At 68.7% G+C, this 24,628-nt stretch carries 19 protein-coding genes, 1 tRNA gene and 2 pseudogenes; 10 read left to right on the forward strand and 12 right to left on the reverse strand.

The window, feature by feature from the left end; genetic code table 11:
* Positions 1-2: 2 nt before the first annotated feature.
* On the reverse strand, positions 3-551 hold the full coding sequence (locus E3T33_RS05625) for an FHA domain-containing protein (protein ID WP_092322554.1): 549 nt from the start codon (positions 549-551) through the stop codon (positions 3-5).
* A complete protein-coding gene (locus E3T33_RS05630) occupies positions 548-1,255 on the reverse strand; it encodes a DUF3662 and FHA domain-containing protein (RefSeq protein WP_092322552.1) in 708 nt (235 codons plus the stop codon). Before E3T33_RS05630 ends, E3T33_RS05625 begins: the two co-directional genes overlap by 4 nt.
* Positions 1,256-1,522: 267 nt before the next feature.
* Between E3T33_RS05630 and E3T33_RS05635 the strand changes: the two genes are divergently transcribed.
* Positions 1,523-1,606, forward strand: a tRNA-Leu gene (locus E3T33_RS05635).
* Between the two features lie 116 nt (positions 1,607-1,722).
* On the opposite strand, the gene E3T33_RS05640 is transcribed toward E3T33_RS05635, so the two are convergent.
* A complete protein-coding gene (locus E3T33_RS05640; protein WP_134574932.1) occupies positions 1,723-2,280 on the reverse strand; it encodes a MarR family winged helix-turn-helix transcriptional regulator in 558 nt (185 codons plus the stop codon).
* 90 nt (positions 2,281-2,370) lie between these two features.
* Positions 2,371-3,795 carry an aldehyde dehydrogenase family protein gene (locus tag E3T33_RS05645; RefSeq protein ID WP_241982835.1) on the reverse strand — a complete coding sequence of 475 codons (1,425 nt, stop codon included), beginning with the start codon at positions 3,793-3,795 and terminating at the stop codon, positions 2,371-2,373.
* A 342-nt stretch (positions 3,796-4,137) separates the two neighbouring features.
* Here E3T33_RS05645 and E3T33_RS05650 point away from each other — a divergent pair.
* The 3 genes and pseudogenes from E3T33_RS05650 to idi form a co-directional block, all read left to right on the forward strand.
* Positions 4,138-4,408: pseudogene (locus E3T33_RS05650) on the forward strand (formyltransferase family protein); the annotation flags it as partial.
* A gap of 52 nt (positions 4,409-4,460) precedes the next feature.
* Entirely contained in the window at positions 4,461-5,564 is a 1,104-nt protein-coding gene (locus tag E3T33_RS05655; RefSeq protein WP_092322548.1) for a 5-methyltetrahydropteroyltriglutamate--homocysteine S-methyltransferase, read from the forward strand.
* 337 nt (positions 5,565-5,901) lie between these two features.
* The gene (gene idi, locus E3T33_RS05660) at positions 5,902-6,468 is read left to right on the forward strand and encodes an isopentenyl-diphosphate Delta-isomerase (RefSeq protein WP_241982836.1); all 567 of its coding nucleotides are present in this window, start codon (positions 5,902-5,904) and stop codon (positions 6,466-6,468) included.
* 10 nt (positions 6,469-6,478) lie between these two features.
* On the opposite strand, the gene E3T33_RS05665 is transcribed toward idi, so the two are convergent.
* The 3 genes from E3T33_RS05665 to mvaD are packed head-to-tail and all read right to left on the reverse strand — an operon-like array spanning position 6,479 to position 10,772.
* Positions 6,479-8,761: a hydroxymethylglutaryl-CoA reductase, degradative gene (locus E3T33_RS05665; protein WP_134574933.1), complete on the reverse strand. Its 2,283-nt coding sequence runs from the start codon at positions 8,759-8,761 to the stop codon at positions 6,479-6,481.
* Positions 8,758-9,777, reverse strand: a complete 1,020-nt coding sequence (locus tag E3T33_RS05670; protein ID WP_092322545.1) for a hypothetical protein — start codon at positions 9,775-9,777, stop codon at positions 8,758-8,760. The genes E3T33_RS05665 and E3T33_RS05670 overlap by 4 nt, the downstream gene beginning before the upstream one ends.
* Positions 9,778-9,779: 2 nt before the next feature.
* A complete protein-coding gene (mvaD, locus tag E3T33_RS05675) occupies positions 9,780-10,772 on the reverse strand; it encodes a diphosphomevalonate decarboxylase (protein WP_092322544.1) in 993 nt (330 codons plus the stop codon).
* 155 nt (positions 10,773-10,927) lie between these two features.
* Between mvaD and E3T33_RS05680 the strand changes: the two genes are divergently transcribed.
* The 4 genes from E3T33_RS05680 (at position 10,928) to E3T33_RS05695 (ending at position 14,171) form a co-directional block, all read left to right on the forward strand.
* The gene (locus E3T33_RS05680) at positions 10,928-12,436 is read left to right on the forward strand and encodes a hypothetical protein (RefSeq protein WP_198417249.1); all 1,509 of its coding nucleotides are present in this window, start codon (positions 10,928-10,930) and stop codon (positions 12,434-12,436) included.
* Between the two features lie 9 nt (positions 12,437-12,445).
* On the forward strand, positions 12,446-12,820 hold the full coding sequence (locus E3T33_RS05685; protein WP_134574935.1) for a hypothetical protein: 375 nt from the start codon (positions 12,446-12,448) through the stop codon (positions 12,818-12,820).
* Positions 12,813-13,139 carry an ATP-dependent DNA ligase gene (locus E3T33_RS05690; RefSeq protein ID WP_134574936.1) on the forward strand — a complete coding sequence of 109 codons (327 nt, stop codon included), beginning with the start codon at positions 12,813-12,815 and terminating at the stop codon, positions 13,137-13,139. The genes E3T33_RS05685 and E3T33_RS05690 overlap by 8 nt, the downstream gene beginning before the upstream one ends.
* Positions 13,140-13,451: 312 nt before the next feature.
* Complete coding sequence (locus E3T33_RS05695; RefSeq protein WP_166784410.1) at positions 13,452-14,171, forward strand: M23 family metallopeptidase; 720 nt, start codon at positions 13,452-13,454, stop codon at positions 14,169-14,171.
* A gap of 4 nt (positions 14,172-14,175) precedes the next feature.
* On the opposite strand, the gene E3T33_RS05700 is transcribed toward E3T33_RS05695, so the two are convergent.
* The 3 genes from E3T33_RS05700 to E3T33_RS05710 all read right to left on the reverse strand — a co-directional run bounded on the left by E3T33_RS05700 (position 14,176) and on the right by E3T33_RS05710 (position 19,663).
* Entirely contained in the window at positions 14,176-16,740 is a 2,565-nt protein-coding gene (locus tag E3T33_RS05700) for an excinuclease ABC subunit UvrA (RefSeq protein ID WP_134574938.1), read from the reverse strand.
* A gap of 51 nt (positions 16,741-16,791) precedes the next feature.
* Positions 16,792-18,075 (reverse strand): GNAT family N-acetyltransferase, encoded by a 1,284-nt coding sequence (locus tag E3T33_RS05705; RefSeq protein ID WP_134574939.1) that lies wholly within the window; start codon positions 18,073-18,075, stop codon positions 16,792-16,794.
* A 64-nt stretch (positions 18,076-18,139) separates the two neighbouring features.
* On the reverse strand, positions 18,140-19,663 hold the full coding sequence (locus E3T33_RS05710) for a SulP family inorganic anion transporter (protein ID WP_092322534.1): 1,524 nt from the start codon (positions 19,661-19,663) through the stop codon (positions 18,140-18,142).
* A 113-nt stretch (positions 19,664-19,776) separates the two neighbouring features.
* Here E3T33_RS05710 and E3T33_RS05715 point away from each other — a divergent pair, with 113 nt between their 5' ends.
* Both E3T33_RS05715 and E3T33_RS05720 read left to right on the forward strand, forming a co-directional pair.
* Complete coding sequence (locus E3T33_RS05715) at positions 19,777-20,190, forward strand: MerR family transcriptional regulator (RefSeq protein ID WP_241982837.1); 414 nt, start codon at positions 19,777-19,779, stop codon at positions 20,188-20,190.
* Between the two features lie 124 nt (positions 20,191-20,314).
* The gene (locus tag E3T33_RS05720; RefSeq protein ID WP_092322533.1) at positions 20,315-22,024 is read left to right on the forward strand and encodes a ribonuclease J; all 1,710 of its coding nucleotides are present in this window, start codon (positions 20,315-20,317) and stop codon (positions 22,022-22,024) included.
* A gap of 153 nt (positions 22,025-22,177) precedes the next feature.
* Here E3T33_RS05720 and E3T33_RS05725 read toward each other — a convergent pair whose 3' ends face one another.
* Complete coding sequence (locus E3T33_RS05725) at positions 22,178-23,830, reverse strand: peptide chain release factor 3 (protein WP_092322531.1); 1,653 nt, start codon at positions 23,828-23,830, stop codon at positions 22,178-22,180.
* A 200-nt stretch (positions 23,831-24,030) separates the two neighbouring features.
* Positions 24,031-24,315 (reverse strand): annotated as a pseudogene (locus E3T33_RS05730) (gluconate transporter); the annotation flags it as partial.
* Positions 24,316-24,628 lie beyond the last annotated feature (313 nt).

Raw genomic sequence — 24,628 nt, forward strand, 5'->3', positions numbered from 1 at the left:
ACTTACCGCCGAAGCTCGAAGCTGGTGGCACCAATCTTGACTGCGGTGTTCAGGGGAACGGGGGTGGGCACCGCGATCCGGCTCCCAGCCAGGAAGGTGCCATTGGTCGAGTCGAGGTCCTGGATCATCCAGTCGTCATGCCACAGCATCAGCCTGGCGTGGTGGGTGGAGGTGTAGTCGTCCCGGATGACGAGGCTGGAGTCGCTGGAGCGCCCGATCGTGATCGGCTCGGCGCCGAGCGGGAACTCGGTGCCCGCCTTCGGTCCGGAGGTGATGACCAGGCGGGAGGCGCTCTGCGCGGTCGCCTTCTCGGTTCCGCCGCTGCCGGGCGACACAACGGGCCGGGAGACGGCCTCGGTGGGCGCGCTCGCGGATGCGGCGAAGACCGGGGACGGCGCGGGGGTCGCTGCCGCGGCATCCGACGCCATCTTGCGCACCCGCTGGCCGAACAGGTCGCTGCGGAGCGCGTAGACGATGCCGAAGATGAAGAGCCAGAGCAGCAGCAGGAAGCCCAGGCGCAGCACGAGCAGGGTGAGTTCGCTGACGCTCATTTGCCGGGCCCCCAGAAGCCGGCGGCCTGGTCGGCCGCCCCGGCCTGCGCGACGACGCGGAAGACAATGCGGGTGCGCCCAATGGTGACGACCGAGTCGGGTTCGAGGGCGGCCGTTGTGACCCGCTCGCCGTTGAGCTGCGAACCGTTGGTGGAATCGAGGTCGTGCACCTTGGCCCGTGAACCGTCCCACAGGATTTCGACGTGGCGGCGCGAGGTGCCGCTGTCGTCGACGGTGATGTCGGCGTCGCTGCCGCGGCCGATGACGGTGCGGGGCTTGACGATCGGGTGGCGCTTGCCGTTGATCTCGAGCACCGGCGTCCAGGCCACCTTGCCCGTGAGGTTGGTGGAGTCGATCTGCACCATGCCTTCGCTCAGGCTGGGGTCTTCGGCGAGGGTGATCTCCACCGCGCCGGCGAACTGGTAGCGCTGCTCGCGGGCGTGCTGCTCCACCAACTGGGTGAGTTCGTCGATCAGCGTTCGGCCGAGCCCGGTCATCCGCGAGAAGTCGGCCCGCGCCAGGCGCACCGTGAAGCGGTTGGGCGCGAGGATGCGGTCGCGCGAAACGACGGCCGCCTGGGTGTCGAGCTCGCGCCGAAGCGCCGAGGTGATCTCCACCGGCTGCACGCCCGACTTGAAGGTCTTCGCGAAAGCGCCGTTGACGGCACGTTCCAAGCCCTTTTCAAAATTGTCCAGTATGCCCACAGGTCTCCCGATCCGATCCGTTTGGCTATGAGCATGTTACTTGGCTCACTTGTTAACTCGCCGAAACGGCGGTTGAGCGCACGAAAGGTCATCATATGGGCGCGGTCGATGCCGCGCCTAACTCCCGGGCGCCCCGGGCGCCCCGCGCCGCGCCGCCGGGAAGGACACGAATCACCGCGCAACGCGCCCCGCTTATCGACCCTGGGCGCGCCCGACGGGGGCTCGAATGGCGAAGGGGCAGCTGAAAGTGCTAGCATTTCCAAGTTCGCGCGAGTGGCGGAATTGGCAGACGCGCTGGCTTCAGGTGCCAGTGTTCGAAAGGACGTGGGGGTTCAAGTCCCCCCTCGCGCACACAGGGTTTGGTGCAGAACAAGAGGTTTTTGTTTGCAAAACCCAGGCGGACAAGAAAGGCCCCCGAGAAATCGGGGGCCTTTCGTCGTTTGCCGGGTGTCCCGCTTACCTATCTGTTAGGCGGGTGCGTCGGCGACGCTCGACAATTCGGGCGTCTTGCGCAGGAGCCGAGCCAGTAGGGCCTTCAGCTCGGTGACCTCATCGGTGGTGAGGTCGCTGAGAATGATTTCCTCCCCCTTGAGCGAGATGGGCTTCATCAGGTCGTGCATCTCCGCGCCCGCGCGCGTCAGGTACAGCGGCCGTGAACCGCGGGGGCCTGCCGCGGGGACAATCAACTCCCGTTTGATCAGCGTGTTTGTGGCCTTGGACACAACGGCCTTGTTCATTCCAACGAAGTCCGCGATCTCCGTCGATGCGGCCCCGGGCCGGATCGCGAGGGCGGAGATCACGCGCCAGTCATTCGTTCCGAGGTTGAACTCGCGCCGCAGCAGCAATGATTCACGCCAGACCAGGGCGTTCGAGACAAGAGCGAGCAGACGCGGAGTGAAGCTCTCGCTATCGATGACATCGCTCAACGGCTCCAGGATGGTCACGTCCTCCGTCGGCGCGGGCGATACCCCGGCGACCGGGCTGGGCCCTGTGCGCGTGGTTTTGTGGTTGGGGACGTTCTTCATGTCGATGGGCCGATCACGAGGGGTCCGGACAGTGGGCCGTGGCCGACAGGCTCGATTGAATCAGCCGAGCGCGCCGGCCACAGCCCTCCATCAGTGCGCCTGCGCGGCGAGTGCTGCTGCGTCTATCGTGGCGATGGCACGGGTGTCCTGGAAGGCTCGAATGCCCTCGATTCCTTGTTCCCGTCCGAAACCGGACTGCTTCATACCGCCGAACGGAGCGCGGAGGTCGAGGCGGGTGGCGCCGTGGTCGTTGACCCAGACGTATCCGCAGGCCAGTTGCGAGCCGACGCGGCTTGCCGATTCGGGACTCGCCGTCCAGACGGAACCGCCGAGCCCGGCCCACGTGTCGTTCGCGGAGGCGACAGCGTCGGCTTCCGTCGTGAACGGGATGATCGGGATGACGGGGCCGAACTGTTCCAGAGTCACGACACGCAGCATCGGATCGGGGTTGATCACCAGGGCGGGGCGGACGAAGTTGCCGCCGGCGAGGTCACCGGTGGGAAGCTGCCCGAACTCGCGCACCTCGGCACCCGAGTCCTTGGCGTCCTGGATGATTTCGTCGACGAAGGCCTTCTGTACGGGAGAGTGCAGCGGACCCATGGTCGTGTCGGCATCCAGGCCATAGCCGAGCTGCACCTTCTCCAGGCGGGCCGTCAGACCCTGGACGAGTTCGTCGAGGCGGGAGGAGTGCACGTAGACGCGCTTTGCGTTCATGCAGATCTGCCCGGTCGTATCGAAGATCGCCGCGTACAGGCGGTCGAGGTGGGTGTCATCCAGGATGGCATCTTCGAGGAAGATCGCGGCGTCATTCCCGCCCAGCTCGAGCGTCAAACGGGTGAGCGACTTGGAAGCCATCTCCATGATTCGCTTCCCGCCATTGACGCTGCCGGTGAAGCACACCTTCGCGATGTCGGGGCTGTCGATCAACCCGGCCATGTTCTGGTCCAATCCGGTGACTATGTTCAGCACACCGGCGGGGAGCTTCTCCGCAATCCGCTGCACCACGCGCGTCGTCGCCAGGGGTGCCGAGGGCGGCGGCTTCACGATCGCCGTGTTTCCCGCCAGCAACGCGTGTGGCAGCGCCGCGCCGAGGATGGCGATCGGCCAGTTGAAGGGCACGATCACGCTGACCACACCGAGTGCCTGGTACGTCACCTCGGTGGACACCGGGATTCCCGGAACCACGGGGAGGGTCTTCCCGGTGTCGACTTCCCCGGCGAGCATCAATGCCAGGTTCCACCGGATCTCAAACACCAGCGAATCGATCCAGCCTTCAAAACGGACTTTCCCGTTTTCCCGCGACAGCACCGCGGCATCTGCATCACGCTCATCGGCGATCCCGGCAATCGCCTCGGCCATGATGGCGGCGCGCTCCACGGCCGACATCGCCGACCATGCGGGGAATGCGGCTTTTGCCGCCGCCACCGCATCCGCGACATCCGCGGTGGTGGCAGCTGCCGCATACCCAACCACCTGACCGGCTTTGGCCGGATCTGCGACCTCGAGCACATCCACCGTGTCGCGCTGGACGCCCCCGATGAACAGACCGGTACGAACGGTCCCTATTGTTTCAGCCATAAGTCAAAGCAACTCTCTGTGTCTTGATAATCGCTTGCAGACTTCGTAGTCCGCAGTCGAGAGTCAGCATAGTTCAATCTTGTTTACTTATAAACAAGATCGTCTTAGTGGTTCGATTCGGAAGTTCGAGAATCTGGACCAGGTCGCAAACGAGAGTCGATGAAAACGCCGGAACGGCGGCGAAGCGGCAATCAATGTCATCAATGAGGAGGCATGTGATGGGCCAGACGACCCTTCAAATGGGCGAAAAACCGCACACCGTCGAGGAGCTGGCACCGCTCGTTCCTGCCCGCATTCATCGGAGCCGCCCCGTACCAGAAAGCCAAAGAGCGCGGCGTCAAGCTCATCGGCGCGACCGCGCACTACGTCACCAGAGACCTCGACGAAGGCCCCATCATCGAACAGGACGTCGTGCGCGTCTCCCACGCCGCAACCGCTGCCGATCTCGCACGGTATCGAGCCGACGTCGAACGGCAGGTGCTCGCGCGAGCAGTCGCCTGGCACTGCGACGACCGTGGTGCGCTCGGGCAACACCACCGTGGTGTTCTGACGGCGCCCGCGAATTCGGGCAGGCATTCTCTCCGTGCGGTAGTTTTGATCTCATGACCGTCAACCCGCCATTCCGTGCAGACATCGTCGGCAGTTTCCTCCGGTCTCCGTCGCTCAAGGATGCGCGAACACGACACGAGGCCGGCTCACTGAGCGACGCCGGGCTGCGCGAGGTGGAGGACGCAGAGATCGTGCGGGTCGTGGCGCGGCAGGCCGACGCCGGCCTCAAGCTCGCCACCGACGGGGAGTTCCGCCGGTCGTGGTGGCACTTCGATTTCTTCGACGGCCTGCAGGGTGTCGAGATCGTTGAGCTCGACCACGGCATCCAGTTCCAGGGCGTCCAGACGCGCTCACGCGGCGTGCGGGTCACTGGGCCAATCAGGTTCCCGGCCGACCACCCCATGATCGAGCACTACCGTTTCCTGCAGTCCACGACCGCTGTCCTGCCGAAGATGACCATCCCCGCACCGACAGTCCTGCACTTCCGGCTGGAAAGTGGCGCTGTGAACCCCGCGGCCTACGACGACGCCGAGGACACCTTCGACGATCTGGCCCGCGCCTACCGCGATGCGATCGCCGCGTTCTACGATGCCGGATGCCGCTACCTCCAGTTCGACGACACCGCGTGGGCGTACCTGTGCTCCGATGTCGAGATCGCGAAGGCGGCGGAGCGCGGCATCCGCACAGACGGACTGGCCGAGCGCTACGCCCTTCTGATCAACGCCTCGCTCGCGGGCAAGCCCGACGACATGACGGTGACGACGCATGTCTGCCGCGGCAACTTCCGCTCGACGTGGATCTCGTCGGGCGGGTACGAACCGGTCGCTGAGCAGTTGCTCTCGGTGTGCAACTACGACGGCTATTTTCTCGAGTACGACAGCGAGCGCGCCGGTACCTTCGCCCCGCTGCGCCATCTGCCCGCGGGGGACAAGGTCGTGGTGCTCGGGCTGGTGACGACCAAGAGCGGCGAGCTGGAAGACCGCGAGCTCCTGAAGCGACGCATCGCGGAGGCGGCGACGTTCGTGCCGCTGGAGCAGCTCGCGCTCAGTCCGCAATGCGGCTTCGCCTCAACAGAGGACGGCAACGACCTGAGTGAGGAACAGCAGTGGGCGAAGGTCCGCGAGGTCGTCGAGGTCGCGGCGGACGTGTGGCACTGACATCCGGGCCGGCCGCTTGTCGCTCTGCGAGAGTGATCACATGACTCAGGCCATCAAAGTTGCTGCAATCGGTCTGGGCGAGGCAGGATCGCTCATCGCGGGAGGCCTCCGCGACGCAGGGCTCGATGTGGTCGGCTTTGACCTCGCTCCGACAAGACGGCGCGCAACTGCGAAGCCGGTATCACCCTTGCCGCCACGTTGATCTGAATCAACACAGACTTATTCAACACGGCCTAGCGGGGCCGCAGCGGGAAGCACTTCGGGCGGCTCAGCCGGCGACGGCAGGTGAGGGGCTGGCGTAGATTTGGGATGCGGACTTTGCGGAGGATGGGTGCACGTGGTGGAGGATCGATTGCGAGGCGACCGGGAGCAGCCCGCGGGGGAACCCAGCGAACTGGTGGTGCTGGTCGCCGAGGACGGAACGCCGATCGGCACCGCCGACAAGGCATTCGTGCACGGCCTCGACACCCCGCTCCACCTGGCTTTCTCCTGCCACGTCTTCGACCGGGACGGGCGCATCCTCGTGACGAGGCGGGCCCTGACCAAGAAGGCCTGGCCCGGCGTCTGGACGAACTCATTCTGCGGTCATCCGGGCCCCGGTGAGGCGCTGGCGGATGCCGTGGTGCGGCGGGCCGAACACGAACTCGGCATCGAGATCGACACGCTTTCCCCGGCGCTGCCCGACTTCCGTTATCGCGCGGTGGACGCCTCGGGAATCGTGGAGAACGAGATCTGCCCGGTCTACACGGCGACCACGGCCTCGGACATCGCTCCCCACGCCGACGAGGTGATGGAGTGGCGATGGGCGGAGCGACCGCAGCTGATCACGGCCGTGAACGCCACCCCGTGGGCGTTCAGCCCCTGGCTGACACTCCAGCTTCCGCTGCTCTACCCGAACGGTTAGCCCGCCGGAGCTAGCGGATCTCGGTGAGATACGTCGTGTAGCCGGCCCCGCGCATGGCGGCGATGATCGGTTCCGTGCCGCCGGGTTCCGCAACGGCGATCATGGCGCCTCCGCCGCCCCCGCCGGTCAGTTTCGCCCCGAGCGCGCCCGCCCGCCGGGCGATCGCGACGAGTTCCTCGAGCTCCGGACTGGACACCTGCAGGGCATTGAGCAGGCCCTGGTTGATGTTCATCAGCTCGCCCAGGTCGGCGATGTCCCCGCGTCGGAGCGCGTCGACTCCGGCCAGGACGAGCCCGTCGATCTGGGCGAAGATCTGGTCGTAGCGCCGCGGGTTCCGCTGCCAGGCTCTCCGCACCAGACCCACGGTCTGCGACGTGAGCGCACTCACACCGGAGAGTCCGATGATGATCGGAATCGGCTGCGGTGTGACGATGTCGCTGATCTCGGGGCGGCCGTCATCCGTTTTGCGGAACAGGATCGGCCTGCCGAAGGTGGCGACGGTGTTGTCGATGCCCGACGGCGTGCCGTGCACGATCTGCTCGCATTCGAAGGCGAGGCGCGACACCGCGGCGTCGCTGATCCGGATGTCGAACGACGCGGCGACCGCGCGGATCACGGCCACAGCGAAGGCGGCGGAGGCGCCCAGGCCGCTCGCCCGGGGCAGGTCCGAGAAGACGTCGACGCGCATCCCCGCCGCGGGTACGCCGAGGCGCTCGGTGATCAGCGCCGCGACCCGGTGTGAGATGTTCTCCCGGATCGGTTCGCGAACGGACCCATCGACATCCCAGTCGGAGATGACCGGTTCGCTCGCCGACGATCCCCTGGTGACCTCCGCCCGGACGGACAGCCCGATCGGCGCGGCAATCGCGTGGTGACCGTAGACGACCGAATGCTCGCCCAGCAGGATGATCTTGCCGTACCCGAGGTGGGCGCCCGGGGCGGGCACCGCGGCCACGGGGGGAACAACCGCCCGGGGCGCACCCGCCGCGGGCGCGCCGCCCTCCACGGTCTCGCCCAGGGCCTCCATGATCTGGCGGGCCTTCCAGACCTTGATCTCCCCGTCGGCGATGAGTCTCTCGACGACCTCGTCAAACCGGGCTCCGCTCGCTCCGGCGGCGGCCGCGACGGCACGAGCGTGCAGCCGCATGTGCCCCCGCTGGATGCCGGTGGTGGACAGCGCCTTGAGCGCGGCCAGGTTCTGGGCCAGGCCGACGGCAGCCATCACCTCGGCCAGTTCCCGGGCGGAGGAGACGTCGAGGATCGTGCGGGCCAGCCGCACGGCCGGGTTCGATTCGACCTGCCCGCCGACCGTGCCGACCTTCAACGGGATGGTCAGCTCGCCGACCAGGTTGCCGTCTTCGTCCGTGCGCCAGTCGGTGAGCGGCGCGTAACGTATGCCGCGCGCGGCATACGCGTGGGCGGCGGCCTCGATTGCGCGCCAGTCGTTTCCGGTCGCGATCGCGACGGCGTCGATGCCGTTCATGATGCCCTTGTTGTGCGTGGTCGCCCGGTAGGGATCCATCGCGGCGAATTCGTTCGCCAGCACGATTCCGTCCCGCACCCGTTCGCCCGAGAACTCGCCGGTCTCCAGCAGCCCGGGGGGAATCACGGCGCGGGCACGCACCAGCGCCCGGTCGGTGAGGTTCGAGAGGATGCGAAGGAAGACCCGCCCCTGGCTGATCTCCTCGATCAGCGGCGCGATGCGCTCGCACATCGAGTTGACGAGATTGGCGCCCATCGCGTCCCGGGTGTCCACCATGAGGTGCACGACCAGCAGCTCGCCGTTGTACGCCGTCGTCCCGCGGAGGAATACCTCAACGTCCCGGGCGCCTCCGCCGCGCGCCAGCATGTTCGGATGCCCGCTGTTGGCCAGCCGCAGGATCTCCGGTGTCTGCGCGAGCACGGCCAGCCGCGCGCGTTCGGGCTCGGGGACATCCACCACCTGGACCTGGCCGATGAGCAGGGGCTCATCCGCGACGCTGGAGAAACCGCCGGCCTGCCGAACCAGCTTCGCCGTGGAGCTCACCGCCGCGATGATCGACGGTTCCTCGACCACCATCGGCACGAGGTAGTCGCGTTCGTTGACCTGGAAGTTGAGGCCGAGGCCCATGGGCAGGGAGAACACGCCGATGACGTTCTCGATCAGCCGGTCCGCGGCGCCCACATCGAGGGCGGCGGTTCCGCCCCGCAGTGCCGCGAAGTGGGCGTTATCCAGTACCCCGCGTTCGTGCAGGAGCTTCAGCCGGTCCTCGACCGACCACTGGTAGAACCCGGGGATGCGGGACCGGCTCATGATCTGGAACCTCCGTGGACGCCGGCGGTGAAGAAGCCGAGCGGGACGACCGCGGCCCCGGCGCCGGCGAGGGCTGCGGCCAGCCGTTCGGCGGGCTCCCCGCTGTGGCTGAAGGCGAGGCCGACGTCGCCGCCGCCGGCCCCCGAGGTCTTGAAGACACCGCCTTCTCGCCGCGCCACCGCGTGCAGCTCGTGGTGGCGCTCGCTGACGATGCCCGCCCGGGCATGGGTGTCGAGCACGGTGAGCGCCGAGAAATAGTCGCCGGCCAGGCGCAGGAATGCGTCCGGATCGCCGAGCGACGCCTCGGCGCGCTCGGCCAGGCCGGCCAGGCGGGCGATATCCGCCCGGTACCGGGCGGGATCCTCTGCGGCATAGTCGGCCACGCGGCCCACCAGCCGGGTGGTCAGGGCGCCCTCGCCGGTAACCACGGCCAGGACGCTCAGCTCCTCCGGCCACCGGAGAGGCACGGGAACGGCGCCGCGGGAATACCGGATCAGCCCGCCGTACACGCTCGCCGCGACATCCCCGCCGCTGCCGACGCCGCCTTGCGCGCGCCGATGAGCCTGCTCGGCCAGGCGGAACAGCGCCTCCCGGTCGAGGTCGAGGTCGAGCGCGGTGGCCAGTGCGGCGGTCAGAGCGACGGCAACGGCGGCGCTCGAGCCCAGCCCCAGTTTGTGGCCGCCCCGCGAGAGCGCGCCGCTGTCCATCGTGATCGCGAGCGGCCGGGCCGGGCGAGGAGCGCGGGCCAGGACGGCCTCACGCACCGCGTCGAACACCCGAAGCTTCGAGCGCCCGGCGGCATCGAGGCCCGCCGGCAGGCCGCCGTCGCCGCCGAGGGCGAGGTTCACGATGCCCAGGTTCGGCGCGCTCACCTGCCAGGAGCCGGATTCCGAGTCGCCGATCGTCACCCGGGCGCGGCGGTCCACGGCCGCCAGGAGCGCCGGGGCCCCGTCAAGAACGGCGTACTCGCCGAGCAGGAAGAGCTTGCCGGGCGCGGACGTACTGATGGCCGCCATGCTCACTCCAGCCGGTGCGCGCCCGGGCCGAGTGCGCTCATCCGCACCTCGTGCACCCCGGGGACGAGTGCCAGCGCGCCCCGGACGGCCGCGGAGTCGGCCGGGAGGCAGAGCACCTTCACCTGCGGTCCGGCGTCGATCGTGAAGTAGGCCGGCACGCCGTCGGCGCGCAGCCCGCGCACGACGTGCATGGCGGCGACGGTGGCGGCATTCCAATAGATGAGGGCGGGCCGGGTGGACAGCATCAGCGCGTGCAACTTGAGGCAGTTGTACTCGGACAACTCGCCGAGCCGGGCGAAGTCCCGGGCTGCGATGGCGGCCCGCATCTCGGCGAGATCGTCGGCGGCGGAGTCCTGCCAGGCTTGGTAGAACGGCGACGTGGTCGCGCTTTCACCCATTCCGATTGTGGAATTGATCGACTTCTCGCCGCGCTCGGTGATGGCCACGGCGACCGACAACGGCCAATCGGCCGGCTCGAGCAGTTGTTCCGCGTACGCGTCCGACCCATCGGCGGCGACGCCGGCGTGCATCTCGGCGAATCCCCCGAAGATGGACCGGGCCGCCGACCCGGAGCCGTGGCGCGCCAGGATCGACAGTTCCCGGTCGGCCAGCGTGAGGCCGCTTGCGCCGGCCGCGGCCACAGCAAGGGCGGCGAAGCCGGATGCCGACGAGGCCAGGCCGGCTCCGGTCGGGAAGTTGTTCGTCGACGAGACGACGGCGTACCGGTCGGTGGCGGCCCGCCGGCGCACCAGGTCGAGCACGCGGCTGACCCGCGTGGCGTCGCTGCGGGATCCGTCCAGCCAGAACTCATCGCCGGAGAGATCGGGGCGAAACGTCACCCTCGTATCGGTGTACAGCGCAGCCAGGGTGACCGAGATCGAACCAACGGCAGGAGTGTTCAGCGCGGCGTCTCGCTTGCCCCAGTATTTGACCAGGGCAATGTTGCTGTGCGCGCGGGCCACGGCGGTGGCGCCACCGCCGAGGGGTTGATCCACAGTGATGCTCCGATCGGATTCCCTTGATTTTAGCCGGTGGCTCGCCGCCGCCGGTGTCGCCGTCGAAATGGATTGTGGTCCACACTTCGCAAACCGATCGCTGAATAATGGAGGGGAGCGCTCGCGACCCGACGCGGACGCGAACCACCCGAAACGTGAAGTGGAAACAGTTGACGCCTGGAATTAGTGGAATCTCCCTGTACGTCCCGCCGTACCGGGTACGGCTGGACGCCTGGTGCGAGTGGAACGGCCAGCCCTGGGACAAGATCCGGGACGTGGTCGGTCGCAGTTTCCGGATGCGCGGCCCCGGGCAGAGCATCTACACGCTCGCGGCCAACGCGGTCTGGCGGCTGATCCGGGACTACGACATCGACCCGGCCGGCATCGGCCTTCTGGCCCTCGGTACCGAATCCAGCAGCGACAACTCCGCCGGGGCGGTCATCATCAAGGGCATGGTCAACGAGGCCCTCCGGGCCAACGGGATGCCGGAGCTGGCGCGCGACTGCGAAGTGCCCGAATTCAAGCACGCCTGCCTCGGCGGCGTGTACGGGATCAAGGCGGCCGTGCGCTACCTGGCCGCCGACGGCGCGGGTCGCCGGGCGATCGTCGTCTGCGCCGATATCGCCGAATACGCCCGCGGGGGCACCGGCGAGCCCACCCAGGGTGCCGGAGCCGTCGCCCTGCTCCTGGAAGGCGAGGCCCGCCTGCTGGAGGTTGACCTGGCCGGCGCGGGCAGCGATTCCGCCTACCGCGTGGCCGATTTCCGCAAACCGTTCGCGCGTTTTCGCGACCAGCCGCCGCGCGAGGACGGCCGGGTCCAGGACCTTCCGGTGTTCAACGGGCGCTACTCCACCAGCTGCTACATCGACGCCACCCATCACGCCGTGACGGCCATGCTGCGGAAGCGCCCCGGTCGCAGCCTCGACTACTTCCGCGAGGTCGACGCGGTCTTCATGCACCGTCCGTACCACCAGATGCCCGCGACCGGGTGGGTGATGGCCTGGCTGTTCGCGCTCGCGGACGACGAGGAGTCGGGCCAGGGTGAGCTGCGCGCCCACTGCGCCGACGCCGGCATCGATGCGGAGCTCCTGATCGCCGAGCTCCGGGACCCCGCACCGGTCCTCGGCGGCGCGTCGGACCCCGCCGGCTTCCTGGGCGACGCCTTCCCGCTGAGCCGGCGTCTGCGGAAGCACCTGAGGACCACCGCGATCTGGGGAACCCTGGTGGACGACAAGCTCGGCCTCGGCTCCGAAGCCATGCGTGACCTCGGCAACCTGTACACGGCGGCACTCCCGGCGTGGCTCGCCTCCGGTCTGCGGGAGGCGAGGGCCGACGGGCTCGAACTCGCCGGCCAGGAGTGGCTCGCCCTCGGGTATGGCAGCGGCGACGCGGCGGAGGCCCTGCCGATGCGAGTCGTTCCGGGCTGGCAGGCCGCGGCGGCCCGGATCAACTTCGAGAGCGCCCTGGCCGCCCCGGTCGACCTGACCGAGGCGCAATACATCGCCGTGCATGACGGACACCGCTCCGACCTCGTCGCTGTGCTCTCCGGCGACGAGTTCGTGGTCGACCGGCTGGGAACATCGACCGGGCCGGACTTCCACGACGAGGGCATCGAGTACTACCGCTATGTCGAACCCGACCCCCGGGCCGGATCACGGCGCTAGGGTCTAAGCATGAAACGCATAACCTACGCGGGCGGGTCGCTCATCACCGGCAGCGCGGTCGCCGAGGCGCTTCTCACGTTCGCGACCGGCGTCGCCGGCGACGCCGGCAGCGTGGCAGTGGAGATCCCCGTGCTCGAGTCGGACGGCACAACGACCACGCACACTCTTCTTCTCGGCCCCGGCACCCAAATCGACGTGTCGGACGCCGATCCCCTCTCGGCGGAAGACGAGGAGGCCCGGCTCTTCCCGGTGCCCGACCTGCCGCAGATCGGGATCGTGGCCGTGTCGAAGCCGTCGCTCCAGGCCGAGAAGGATGCCGCCGCCTTCAACCGCGAGGTGGCCAACATCGAGAGTGGCCTCAACGAGGAGGAAGCCCGTGGGTAAGTTCATTTACGGAACGCCGTCGATCACCGTCGACTTCGACGATCGCGTGCTTGCGCACCTCAAGGTCGTCATCGTGGCCAAGCTGCGCCGAGGCGAGAGTTTCACCTTCTCCTGGGACAACTCGGCCGCGTCGGGGAGCGGACACAGTTCCATCTGGCTGCACCCGGCCATCCCGCTGCAGTTCGAGTTCTTCGGCGGCAAGGAACCCAGCCTGAACCGGGCCTGGCTGGAGGAACTCGTGCAGCTCTCGAACACGCCGGCGGGGCTTCGAATCACTCCCGAACCCATCGAGCCGGAAGGCGCTTCGCGCAAGCCGTAGTCAGGTCGCTCGGGGGAAAGTGAGCAGGAATCACCGTTCTCTCAGGGTCGGCGCGTAACCTCGATGAATATGCGCTTGGCGTCATGGAGACCTGCCGGTCGCATTGAAGGACCTCTTCCCCGTCAGTTCGCTCAGTTTTCCGGCCCCAGTCCCGGCTGAAACTGACTTCTGTTCGGCGCGAGGGTCCTCGGCCACCTGACCTGACCTGATCGCGTTCGCGCGCGCCTGTCGCGACACGAGAGATGACGCCCATGCCTACAATTTTGATGCCGAACCATGCCCGCACGCCGGGCGCCCCGACGCTGGGTGCCCATGAGTAGCGGGATCCCGGCGACACTGCGCCAGGGCGCTGCCGGCACCGCCGCCATGGTTCTCAGCGCGCTCCTCACCGTGAGCGTGTCCCTGCCGGCACATGCCGTGAATCCCGACTCGGTCGACGTGCTCGGGACTGCGTCCCCCGCGACCCGGGTCGGAGCCCAGACCCTGTCGGTCAGCAACGCGTCGACCGTCACGATCGTGCGCGACGGGTTCACCACCAAGGCCGCGCCGCCGAAGCCCAAGCCCGCGGTTGCCGCGGCCGCCTCGGCTGCCACCAGCGGGGCCGCAGTCCGCTGGCCGTTCCCCGGCAACGTCCCGATCGCGGGAGGTTACGGCCCCCGCGAAGCCCCCTGCTCCGGCTGCTCCACGTTCCACAAGGGACTGGACATGAATCCCGGCGCCGGCACGCCGATCCACGCGGTCGCCGCCGGCACCGTGCGCTTCGCCATCGCCTATGACAACGGCGGCCTCGGCGTGCACGTCATCCTCGACCACAAGGTGGACGGCCGGCTCGTGAGCAGCCTGTACGGCCACATGCAGGAGGGCAGCCTCGCCGTCAGCCAGGGACAGTCCGTCGCTGTCGGGCAGACGCTCGGCCAGGTCGGCACCACCGGCCAGAGCACGGGTCCGCACCTGCACTTCGAGATCCTCCTCGACGGCACCACGCCCACCGACCCGTATTCCTGGCTGGTCCAGCGGGCCGGCCAGCCCTAGCGCCTCAGGCGGCCGGTTCGCCCGGGGCCGGGGCGGCCATCCGCGCGGCGAGGTACGGCGCGGTCCTGCTGGTCGGATGCTCCGCGACGGTCGCGGGGGCGCCGGCGACGATGATGCGCCCGCCCGCGTCCCCGCCGGCAGGGCCGAGGTCGATGACCCAGTCCGCGGCCGCCACGACGTCCATCTCGTGTTCGACGACGACGACGGTGTTGCCCGCCTCGACCAGCCGGCCCAGCTGGGTCAGCAGCAGTTCGACATCCGCCGGATGCAGCCCGGTCGTCGGCTCGTCGAGCAGGTAGAGCGTGTGCCCGCGGGACGCCCGCTGCAGTTCGGTGGCGAGCTTGATCCGCTGCGCCTCGCCGCCGGAGAGCTCCGTGGCCGGCTGGCCCAGCCGCAGGTAGCCGAGCCCCACTTCCTCGAGGGTGGCCAGGCTTCGGGCGGCAGGGGCCACGTCGGCGAGGAACGCGGTCGCGGCGGTGACCGTGAGCCCGAGCACCTCTGCGACGGTCTTGCCCCGGTATGTGACCTCGAGCGTTTCGGCGTTGTAGCGCGAGCCGAGGCAGGCCGGGCAGGGCGCGTAGCTGCCCGGCAGGAACAGGAGCTCGACGGCGACGAAACCCTCACCCAGGCAGGTTTCGCAGCGACCGCCGGCGACGTTGAACGAGAACCGGCCGGCGCCGTAGCCGCGGGCGCGGGCGGTCTCGGTGGCCGCGAAGGCCGCCCGAACGGCGTCGAACAGGCCCGTGTAGGTGGCCAGGTTCGAGCGCGGCGTGCGACCGATGGGTTTCTGGTCCACCCGCACCAACCGGTCGAACGCGCCGTGGCCGGTGACCTCGTCGATCCTCGGCCGGTCACCGCCGTCGCCGTCCGCGTCGGAGCCCGGCTCCGCGGCATCCGTGTCGTCGGGCGCGGAGCGCAGTCGGCTGCCGACCGCGTCGGCGAGCACCTGGCTGACCAGCGTGGACTTGCCCGACCCCGAGACGCCGGTCACGGCGGTGAGCACCCCGATCGGGATGTCCGCGTCGAGGCCCTGGAGGTTGTGCCGGGTGATCCCGCGCAGGCGCAGCCAATCCCGCGGCTCCCGGAGGGCGCGGGCCGGAGCCGACGGGGAGTCGCCGGGGAAGAGGAACCGGCGGGTCACCGACGCGGTCACCTCGGCCAGGCCGGCCGCCGGACCGCTGTAGAGCACCGCGCCGCCGCCCTCGCCCGCGTGGGGCCCGACGTCGACGACCCAGTCGGCCCGCCGGACGACATCCATATTGTGCTCGACGACGAAGACGGAGTTTCCGGCGCTCCTCAGCTGTTCGAGAACGAGCAGCAGGGGCTCGGCGTCGGCGGGGTGCAGGCCGGCCGAGGGCTCATCCAGCACATAGATGACGCCGAAGAGTCCGGAGCGCAGCTGGGTGGCGATGCGCAGGCGCTGCATTTCGCCCGGCGACAGGGTGGGGGTGGCTCGGCCGAGGCTGAGGTAGCCCAGCCCCAGCTCGACCAGCACCTCGACCCGGCGAAGCAGATCCCGGGTGAGCGTCACCGCGACCTCGGTCAGCTCGCCGGATGACGCCGAACTGCTCGCAGCGGAGGCCTCTTTCAGCTCGGCGGTGGGGCGGATGACGTCGGCCAGCGCCGTGAGCGGCAGTGCGTTCACCTCCGCGATGGTGCGCCCGGCGAAGGTGACCGCGAGGGCCTCGGGCCTCAGGCCGCTGCCTCCGCAGAGGGGGCAGGGTCCGGTTTCGACGAACCGGAGCACGCGCTGCCGCATCGTCTGGCTCTTCGAATCGGCCAGCGTGTGCAGGACGTAGCTCTTCGCGCTCCAGAACCTGCCCTGGTACGGCTTGGCCACCCGGTCCCGCTGCGGGGTGATCTGCACGACGGGCTGCTCGTCGGTGAAGAGGATCCAGTCCCGCGCCTCGCGGGGCAGGTCGCGCCAGGCCGTGTCCACGTCGTAGCCGAGGGCGATCAGGATGTCCCGCAGGTTCTTGCCCTGCCAGGCGCCCGGCCAGGCCGCGATGGCTCCGTCGCGAACGCTCAGGCTCGGGTCGGGCACGAGCGAGGACTCGCTGACGGTGTGCATGGTGCCGAGGCCGTGGCAATCCGGGCAGGCGCCCATCGCGGTGTTGGGCGAGAAGGAGTCGGATTCCAGCCGCCCGGCGGCATCCGGGGGATAGGTGCCGGCGCGGGAATAGAGCATCCGCAGGGAGTTGGAGAGGGTGGTGAGCGTGCCGACGGTGGAGCGCGAACTCGGTGTGCCCCGACGCTGCTGGAGGGCGACCGCGGGCGGAAGGCCGGTGATCTCGTCGACCTGGGGGGTGTGGCCCTGCTGGATGAGCCGGCGGGCGTAGGGGGCCACGGACTCGAAGAAACGCCGCTGGGCCTCGGCGAAGATGGTCCCGAACGCCAGGGAGGACTTGCCGGAGCCGGAGACTCCCGTGAAGGCGACGATCGCGTCGCGGGGCACGTCGAGGTCGACGCCCCGCAGGTTGTTCTCACGGGCGCCGCGCACCCGCACGAATCCTCCGCCGCGGATCGGTTCGTCCTGGGCCGGGCCGGCATCGGGCAATGGTGAGCGCATCCGGCCGACTCTAGCCGAGCTCCCTGCGCGCTGCCAGGGCCCCGGGCCGGCTCAGAGCCGGGCGAGCCGCTCGATGTCCTCGAGGAACTCCGCGGCGACCTGCGACGAGACCGTCGTGCGGGTGGCATCGATGGCCGAGAGGTAGTGCCCGGTGCCGGGGCCTTCCGGCGGGGAGTTCTCGCCGCCGAAGAGCGCCTGTTCCAGCGCCTCCTGGGAGGCCCTCCGGGCGGCGTATTCAATGTCGGCCGGCGAGAATCCGGCGCTGGCGGCCACGAGCGCGCCCAGGTCGACGGTGTCCGCCACGGTCGGCGGGACGTAGCGCTCCCAGATGGCCTGGCGGGCGGCCTCGTCCGGCAGGCCGATCGGGATCACATAGTCGAACCGCCCGTGCCGCAGGAACGCCGAGTCGAGGGCCCGGATGAAGTTCGTGGCGCAGACCAGGATCCGGCCGGACTGCTCCCGGAAGGCGGGGATGATCTTGAGCAGCTCGTTGGTGACGCCCTGCAGCGCCGAGGGCGGCTCGCCCCCGCGCTGGGCCGCGATCTCTTCGACCTCGTCGATGAAGACGACCACGTGCTCGAGCTCGGAGATCTTCCGGAACGTCTCCCGGAGCGCCCCGGCCAGGCCCAGTGGATCGGCGGCGAGCCGGGACGGGAAGACCTCGACGAACGGCCACTCCAGGCGCGAGGCGATCGCCTTGGCGAACGTCGTCTTGCCGGTGCCGGGTGGTCCGAAGAGCACCACGGCCTTCGGGGGGACGACGCCGTACTGCTCGGCCATGTCCGGCTTGGCCAGCGGCATCACCAGGCGCCGCTCGAGCAGCTCCTTCTCCCTCGCCATCCCGCCGACGGCCGCCCAGAGGTCCCGCGGCAGCACGCGCCCGCCCAGCTCGCTGAGCGACTTCAGCTCCTCCCGCTGCACCGGGATGTGCCGCTCGAAGTAGCGGAGGTTCTTCTTGACCTCGAAGCCGCGATTGAGGAACGCGTCGACCCGGGTCGGCGTTTCCGGCATCAGCGCGGACAACTTCGTCAGGCCGGCCGGGGCCATCCGTCGCTCGAGGGCCGCCAGGAGGGCGGTGCCGATGCCCTGGCTTTGCCAGGACTCGGTGGTGGCCAGGAAGACGATCCAGCCCTGGGCGTGCGCCGCGCGGCCCACGGCCGCACCGATGACCTGGTCGCCGTGCACCGCGACGACGGCGTGGTCCTTCTGGCAGGACGCCAGCACCTCGGAGAGCCCGTAGACCGGCTCCGCCCTGGAGGCCTTGATTTCCTCCCACAGGCCCAGGATGCCGTCGAGGTCGTCCGCGTGGAAGTCCCGGATCCGCCAACTCGTCATGAGTGCTCCCTTGCTAGGGGAACAAATCTAGGGCACCGGGGGCCGAGGCGTCCGGGAGATGTCGCTAGTGGTCGGCGGCGCCCATCTTTCCGGCGAGCCGGGTGTGCATGGCGGTGCTGGATTCGTTGAGGCCCTCGATCACGGCGCGTTTGCCGTGGCGCTCGTACTTGTTCGTGATGGCGTCGAGGGCGGCGACCGTTGATGCGTCCCAGATGTGGGAGTTCGACATGTCGATCACGACGCGCTCCGGGTCGTCCGCGTACTCGAACTGGGTCGTGAGGTCGTTGCTCGAGGCGAAGAAGAGCTCACCGGTGACGGTGTAATACGCCGTCGGGACCGGCTCGTCGGTGGCGACGACACGGTCCACGTTCACGATGTGGGCGACGCGGCGGGCGAAGGCGACCATCGCCACGATCACACCCACGATCACGCCGAGGGCCAGGTTGTGGCTGACGACGACGACCGCGACCGTGGCGACCATGACCGTGGTCTCGCTCCGGGGCATCCGTTTGAGCGTGGCCGGACGGATGCTGTGCCAGTCGAAGGTGAGCATGGCGACGATGATCATCACGGCGACCAGGGCTGCCATCGGCATGATGGCGACCATGTCGCCGAGCACGACGACGAGGATGAGCAGGAAGATGCCGGCGAGGAAGGTGGAGATGCGGGTGCGGGCGCCGGAGGCCTTGACGTTGATCATGGTCTGGCCGATCATCGCGCAGCCGCCCATGCCGCCGAACAGGCCCGACAGCATGTTGGCGACGCCCTGGCCCCAGGTTTCGCGGGTCTTGTTGGAGTGGGTGTCGGTGACCTCGTCGACGAGCTTGGCCGTCATCAGTGATTCGAGGATGCCCACCATCGCCATCGCCAGCGCGAACGGGGCGATGATCGTGAAGGTTTCCCCGCTCAGCGGCACGTTGGGGATGAACAGTTCCGGCAGGCTCCTGGGCAGCTCGCCCTGGTCGCCGACGGTCGGCACGTTGATCGCGAGGGTGACGGTGGCGATCGTGAGCACGACGATCGCGACCAGCGGGGCCGGCACCACCCGGGTCACACGCGGCATGACCACCATGATGATGATGCCGATCGCGACCAGTGGATAGACCATGAACGGCACGTCGAGCAGATGCGGCAACTGCGCGAGGAAGATCAGGATCGCCAGCGAATTGACGAACCCGACCATGACGCTGCGCGGGATGAAGCGCATGAGCTTCGCGACCCCGACGACGCCGAGGACGACCTGGAAGATGCCGGCCAGGATGACGGTGGCGATGAAGTAGTCCATGCCGTAGTCGCGTGCCACTGGGGCGATCACGAGCGCGACGGCCCCGGTTGCCGCGGTGATCATGGCCGGACGGCCGCCGAGGAAGGCGATGGACACCGCCATCACGAAGGAGGAGAACAAGCCCACGCGCGGGTCGACGCCGGCGATGATCGAGAACGAGATCGCCTCGGGGATGAGCGCCATGGCCACGACGAGTCCGGCGAGCACCTCGCGGGTGAGGATGCGCGGGGTGCGGAGCGCCGTCAGGACGGACGGTTCCGCGGCGTAGCGGCTCGGCGCGGCGGACTTCTGGGCGATGGCCATGCGTGGCTCCGGGGAGGGCTCGGGGCTCCGGGCACGGAGCGAGGGTGGAATGCGCTGAACACTACCCTAACGTTAGGGTAGTGTGTTACTCAGCGATGAAGAGGGGGTGCGGAATGACGGGAAACACGGCGCCGGACGCGCCCACGGGCACGGTGGCAATGACGATGCACATCGGCGAACTCGCCGAGAAGACCGGACTGTCGCTGCGCACCATCCGTCACTATGACGAGATCGGTCTCCTCAAGGCTTCCGGTCGCACCCACGGCGGGTTCCGCCTCTACTCCCAGGACGACCTCTCCCGGCTGAACCTCATCCGACGGATGAAGCCGCTCAGCTTCACCCTCGACGAGATGATCGAACTGCTGCGGGTGATCGGCACCCTGCAAAACGGCGCCGCCGGCACTGACAATGCCGATGTCCGCCTGGAACTGGAAGAATTCATCGGGCAGGCCGTCTCGCGGCGGGAGAAGCTCCAGGAGCAGCTCCACATGGCCGACGAGTTCCTCGAACTTTTGCGTCACCAATAGCAATCCACCCCGGCCCGACCGGCGAACGCCGACCGGGCCGCCCCAGACATGCACGACGGATCGCCCGCTCCCGTGGGCACCGACTATCGAGACCCGCTCAGACGCGCGGTCTCACATTTGAGAAATGAGATCCATGAGTAACCACGAACTCGACCTGTCCACGCCGCCGCCCCTGCCGAAGCGCGGCCTCCGCGTCATCGCGCTCGGAGGACTGGGCGAAATCGGTCGCAACATGACCGTGTTCGAGCACAAGGGCAAGCTCCTCATCGTCGACTGCGGCGTGCTCTTCCCCGAAGAGAACCAGCCCGGCATCAACGTGATCCTGCCTGACTTCTCGGCCATCCGGGACCGCCTCCAGGACATCGAAGCGATCGTGCTCACGCACGGGCACGAAGACCACATCGGCGGCGTGCCGTACCTGCTGCGTGAGCGGTCGGACATCCCCGTCATCGGATCCGAGCTCACCCTCGCCTTCCTCAGCGCCAAGCTGCAGGAGCACCGCATCACGCCGCGCCTGGTGCAGGTCGAGGAAGGCCAGCGCCGCAGCGCCGGACCGTTCGACCTCGAGTTCCTGGCCGTGAACCACTCCATCCCCGACGGACTCGCGATCGCGATCCGCACCGAGGCCGGCCTCGTGCTGCACACCGGCGACTTCAAGATGGACCAGTTCCCGCTCGACAAGCGCCTCACCGACCTCCCCGGATTCGCCCGGCTCGGTGAAGAGGGCGTCGACCTGTTCCTGACCGACTCGACCAACGCCGAGGTTCCCGGTTTCACGGTGACCGAGGAAGAGATCCGACCCGCCATCGACGCGGTGTTCCGAACCGCCCCGCGCCGCATCATCGTCTCGAGCTTCGCCAGCCACGTGCACCGCATCCAGCAGGTCATCGACGCCGCGGTCCGCAGCAACCGCAAGGTCGCGTTCGTCGGCCGCTCGATGGTGCGCAACATGGGCATCGCCGGCGACCTGGGCTTCCTCAACATCCCGAAGGGCCTCATCGTGGACATGAAGGCGCTCGAACGGATGAAGGACGACAAGGTCGTGCTCATCTGCACCGGCTCGCAGGGCGAGCCCATGGCCGCGCTGTCCCGCATGGCCAACCGCGAGCACGTGATCAAGATCGGCGAGGGCGACACGGTACTGCTGGCCAGTTCGCTGATCCCCGGCAACGAGAACGCGATTTACCGCGTGATCAACGGACTGACCCGCTGGGGCGCCAACGTGGTGCACAAGGGCAACGCCCGGGTGCACGTGTCCGGCCACGCCAGCGCCGGCGAACTCGTCTACTGCTACAACCTCGTGAAGCCGACCAACGTCATGCCGGTGCACGGTGAATGGCGCCACCTCAAGGCCAACGCGGACCTCGCCATCCGCACCGGCGTCGACGCCGACCGTGTGCTGATCGTGGAAGACGGCGTTGTCGTGGACCTGATCGACGGCAAGGCCCGGATCACCGGCCGCGTGCCGGTCGAGCTCGTCTTCGTCGACGGCATGACCGTCGGCGGCGAGGACGCGCAGAAGGTCTCGCAGGAGGCCATGGCGCACCGGGTGAAGCTCGCCGAAGAGGGCGCGATCACCATCCTCGGCATCCTCAACACGAAGACCGGGCTGCTGGCCGAGCCGGTGGAGTTCATCTCCCGCGGTTTCGTGCACGACGCCGAGTGGGTTCGCGGCGCGACCAAGGCGATCGACGACGCGATGCGGGTCGCCAACAAGATCAAGATCGTCGATGGCCCGGCACTCGAGCACATCTTCAGCGACAGCGTGACCCGGTGGATGCAGCGCAAGTACCGCCGCCACCCCGTCATCACCTCGATCGTCGTCGACGCCTAACCCACGCGGCGAAACAAACGGCGAGGCCCCCACGGGGGCCTCGCCGTTTGTCGCTTAACCCATCCGCCGAACTGTGAGTTTGGCACCTTCCCGGGCCCCACGAAGGTGCCAAACTCACGGTTCGGCGAAGAGGATGGCGGGGTTGAGCGGAGGTTAGGGAGTCGGGGCGCCGGCGGCGAGGTCTTCCAGGAGGATCTCCGGGTGGTCCCGCTCGGTGTTGCGCAGGCGCCAGGGCGTGCTGAAGAGGGCGAGCAGGGTGCCGTCGGTGCGCATCAGCACCTCGACCTGCCGGTCGTGGCCGAGGATGAGGGCGCTTTCCTTGTCGGTGCGGCGGGCCAGCTGGTAAGGCAGGGCCTCCATCCGGATGGCCGCGCCGAAGTCGTGGGTCATCCGCTCTTCGACGACCTCGAACTGCATCGGGCCGACCGCGCCGAGCACGGGAGCCTGGTCGCCGCGGAGCTCCGAGCGCATGACCTGGATGACGCCCTCGTGGTCCAGCTGGTCGATACCGCGGCGGAACTGCTTGTGCTTGCTCGTGTCCGCGGGGCGCACGACCCGGAAATGCTCGGGGGCGAAGATCGGCAGCGGCGGGAAGGTGACGGCATCGCCCTCGAAGATGGTGTCGCCGACGCGGAGCGCGGAGGCGTTGACCAGTCCGACGATGTCGCCGGGCCAGGCCTCGTCGGCCACCTCGCGTTCCTTGCCGAACAGGTGCTGCGCGTATTTCGTCGCGAACGGCCGGCCGGAGGCGGCGTGGGTGACGATCATGCCACGGCGGAACTGTCCGGAGCAGACCCGAACGAACGCGACGTAATCGCGGTGCGACGAGTTCATGCCGGACTGCACCTTGAAGACGAAGCCGGAGAACTCCGAGCTCACCGCCCGGTGGCCGCCGCCGGCATCCTCCCTGGCCTCGGCGGCCGGGGCGAAGTCGACGAGCGTGTCGAGGATGTGCTGCACGCCGAAGTTGAGCACGGCCGCGGAGAAGAGCACCGGGGTCGTTTCGCCGGCCAGGAACCGGGCCTGGTCGTGGTTCTGGTCTTCCTCGGCCAGCAGCTCGGATTCCTCGGCGGCGGCGACCCAGGCATCGCCCTCTTCGGTGGCCGCGACGGCGGCGCTGATCCGCTCGGAGTCCGCCGTGGTCGCGCCGCCCGCGGTGCGGGTGAAGCGGATGAACTCGTCGGTGGAGCGTTCGATCACGCCTCGGAAGTCGCCGGCGATGCCGACGGGCCAGGTCAGCGGGGTGGGCACCAGGCCGGTGCGGGTGCGGATCTCGTCCATCAGGTCGAGCGCGGCGGATCCGGGCCGGTCCCACTTGTTGATCACCGTGATCACCGGGATGCCGCGCTGCTTGCAGACGGCGAAGAGTTTCATGGTCTGCACCTCGAGGCCCTTGCTCGCGTCCACGAGCATGACCGCGGCGTCGACGGCCGAGAGCACGCGGAAGGTGTCCTCGGAGAAGTCGGCGTGGCCGGGGGTGTCGACCAGGTTGATCACGCTGTTGCGGTACTCGAACTGGATGGCCGCGGAGGTGATCGAGATGCCTCTGGCCTGTTCCATGGCCATCCAGTCCGACACGGTTCCGCGTCGGCCGGCCTTGCCGTGGGTCGCGCCTGCGCTGGTGATCGCGCGGGCGTGCAGCAACAGCGCCTCGGTGAGCGTTGACTTGCCGGCGTCGGGGTGGGAGATCACGGCGAAGGTGCGCCGGCGGGTGGCTTCCGCCTGCACCTGGGGGTTCTGTGCCTCCGGGTTGTGCGCCGGGGAGCTCTGCACCTGTGGCTTGGAGACGTCAGTGAGCTGAGTCATGGATTCTCCTTCCGCGGGATTCCAGACTTACCACTCTACCCTAACGTGAGGGTAGGTTCTGATGCCCGGCCGGCCCCCGGCCCCGGCCCCGCCCCGGCTCAGCCGGGTGAGATCAGCGAGGGGGCTCCGCGCCACCCTGCCCGCACTCCCTCGCCTCACCGACGACCTGCCGGGTCCCGCCGCGCCGAAGCTCGACGACCCGGCGCGCGGATGCCGGCGGCGGTCACGGTCGCGACCGTGGCGGAGCCGGTGGCCACGCGCACGAGGGCGGCCACGATTCAGGCCAGCACGAGCACGGAGACGCTGCTGCCGTTGACGGCGTCGGCGATGACGGTTCCGATCCCGGTGTCGATGAGAACCTGCTTGGACCCTCCGCCGGCGCCCACGATGAGCAGGATACCCGCGATGGGCGGCAAGGAATCGGCGAGGGACGTGGAGACGGCGTTGCGGTCGATGCCGCCGCCGCGGCCAAAAGCGAGCATCGCGTAGGAGCGAGTTTGGCCACAGCCGCCGGCCTGGCCGCGACCCTCCAGGGCTCGCGCCGTTTTCGGGTTGAGTCGCGGAGAAAGTACCTTCGTCGGCCCGCGGAAGGTACTTTCTCCGCAACTCAACGACTGACGGGCCGCGGGTCCGGCGGGCCCCAGCGCGCTGCCGGGGCCTCCCGCGCGGCCCGATCCGACGCGCCGGGATTCCTTGACATCGGTTCTCTTAACCGGTTTAGTTGAGGAGGCTGAACCGGTTCAGGGACGCGGGTCCGAGTGATTTGCCCGCGCGGAGGCCGGCAATGATGCCCGAACC

It is taken from the genome of Cryobacterium sp. TMT1-2-1 (assembly GCF_004403955.1).
Lineage (GTDB): Bacteria > Actinomycetota > Actinomycetes > Actinomycetales > Microbacteriaceae > Cryobacterium > Cryobacterium psychrotolerans.

Excerpts from the sequence above, each read along its gene's own strand:
- E3T33_RS05725 (WP_092322531.1), bottom strand. The coding sequence starts at position 23,830 with ATGACTCAGCTCACTGACGTCTCCAAGCCACAGGTGCAGAGCTCCCCG.
- E3T33_RS05625 (WP_092322554.1), bottom strand. The coding sequence starts at position 551 with ATGAGCGTCAGCGAACTCACCCTGCTCGTGCTGCGCCTGGGCTTCCTG.
- E3T33_RS05715 (WP_241982837.1), top strand. The coding sequence starts at position 19,777 with ATGACGGGAAACACGGCGCCGGACGCGCCCACGGGCACGGTGGCAATG.
- E3T33_RS05670 (WP_092322545.1), bottom strand. The coding sequence starts at position 9,777 with ATGGCGGCCATCAGTACGTCCGCGCCCGGCAAGCTCTTCCTGCTCGGC.
- E3T33_RS05695 (WP_166784410.1), top strand. The coding sequence starts at position 13,452 with ATGAGTAGCGGGATCCCGGCGACACTGCGCCAGGGCGCTGCCGGCACC.
- E3T33_RS05640 (WP_134574932.1), bottom strand. The coding sequence starts at position 2,280 with ATGAAGAACGTCCCCAACCACAAAACCACGCGCACAGGGCCCAGCCCG.
- E3T33_RS05685 (WP_134574935.1), top strand. The coding sequence starts at position 12,446 with ATGAAACGCATAACCTACGCGGGCGGGTCGCTCATCACCGGCAGCGCG.
- E3T33_RS05720 (WP_092322533.1), top strand. The coding sequence starts at position 20,315 with ATGAGATCCATGAGTAACCACGAACTCGACCTGTCCACGCCGCCGCCC.
- E3T33_RS05665 (WP_134574933.1), bottom strand. The coding sequence starts at position 8,761 with ATGAGCCGGTCCCGCATCCCCGGGTTCTACCAGTGGTCGGTCGAGGAC.
- E3T33_RS05700 (WP_134574938.1), bottom strand. The coding sequence starts at position 16,740 with ATGCGCTCACCATTGCCCGATGCCGGCCCGGCCCAGGACGAACCGATC.
- E3T33_RS05710 (WP_092322534.1), bottom strand. The coding sequence starts at position 19,663 with ATGGCCATCGCCCAGAAGTCCGCCGCGCCGAGCCGCTACGCCGCGGAA.
- E3T33_RS05655 (WP_092322548.1), top strand. The coding sequence starts at position 4,461 with ATGACCGTCAACCCGCCATTCCGTGCAGACATCGTCGGCAGTTTCCTC.
- E3T33_RS05705 (WP_134574939.1), bottom strand. The coding sequence starts at position 18,075 with ATGACGAGTTGGCGGATCCGGGACTTCCACGCGGACGACCTCGACGGC.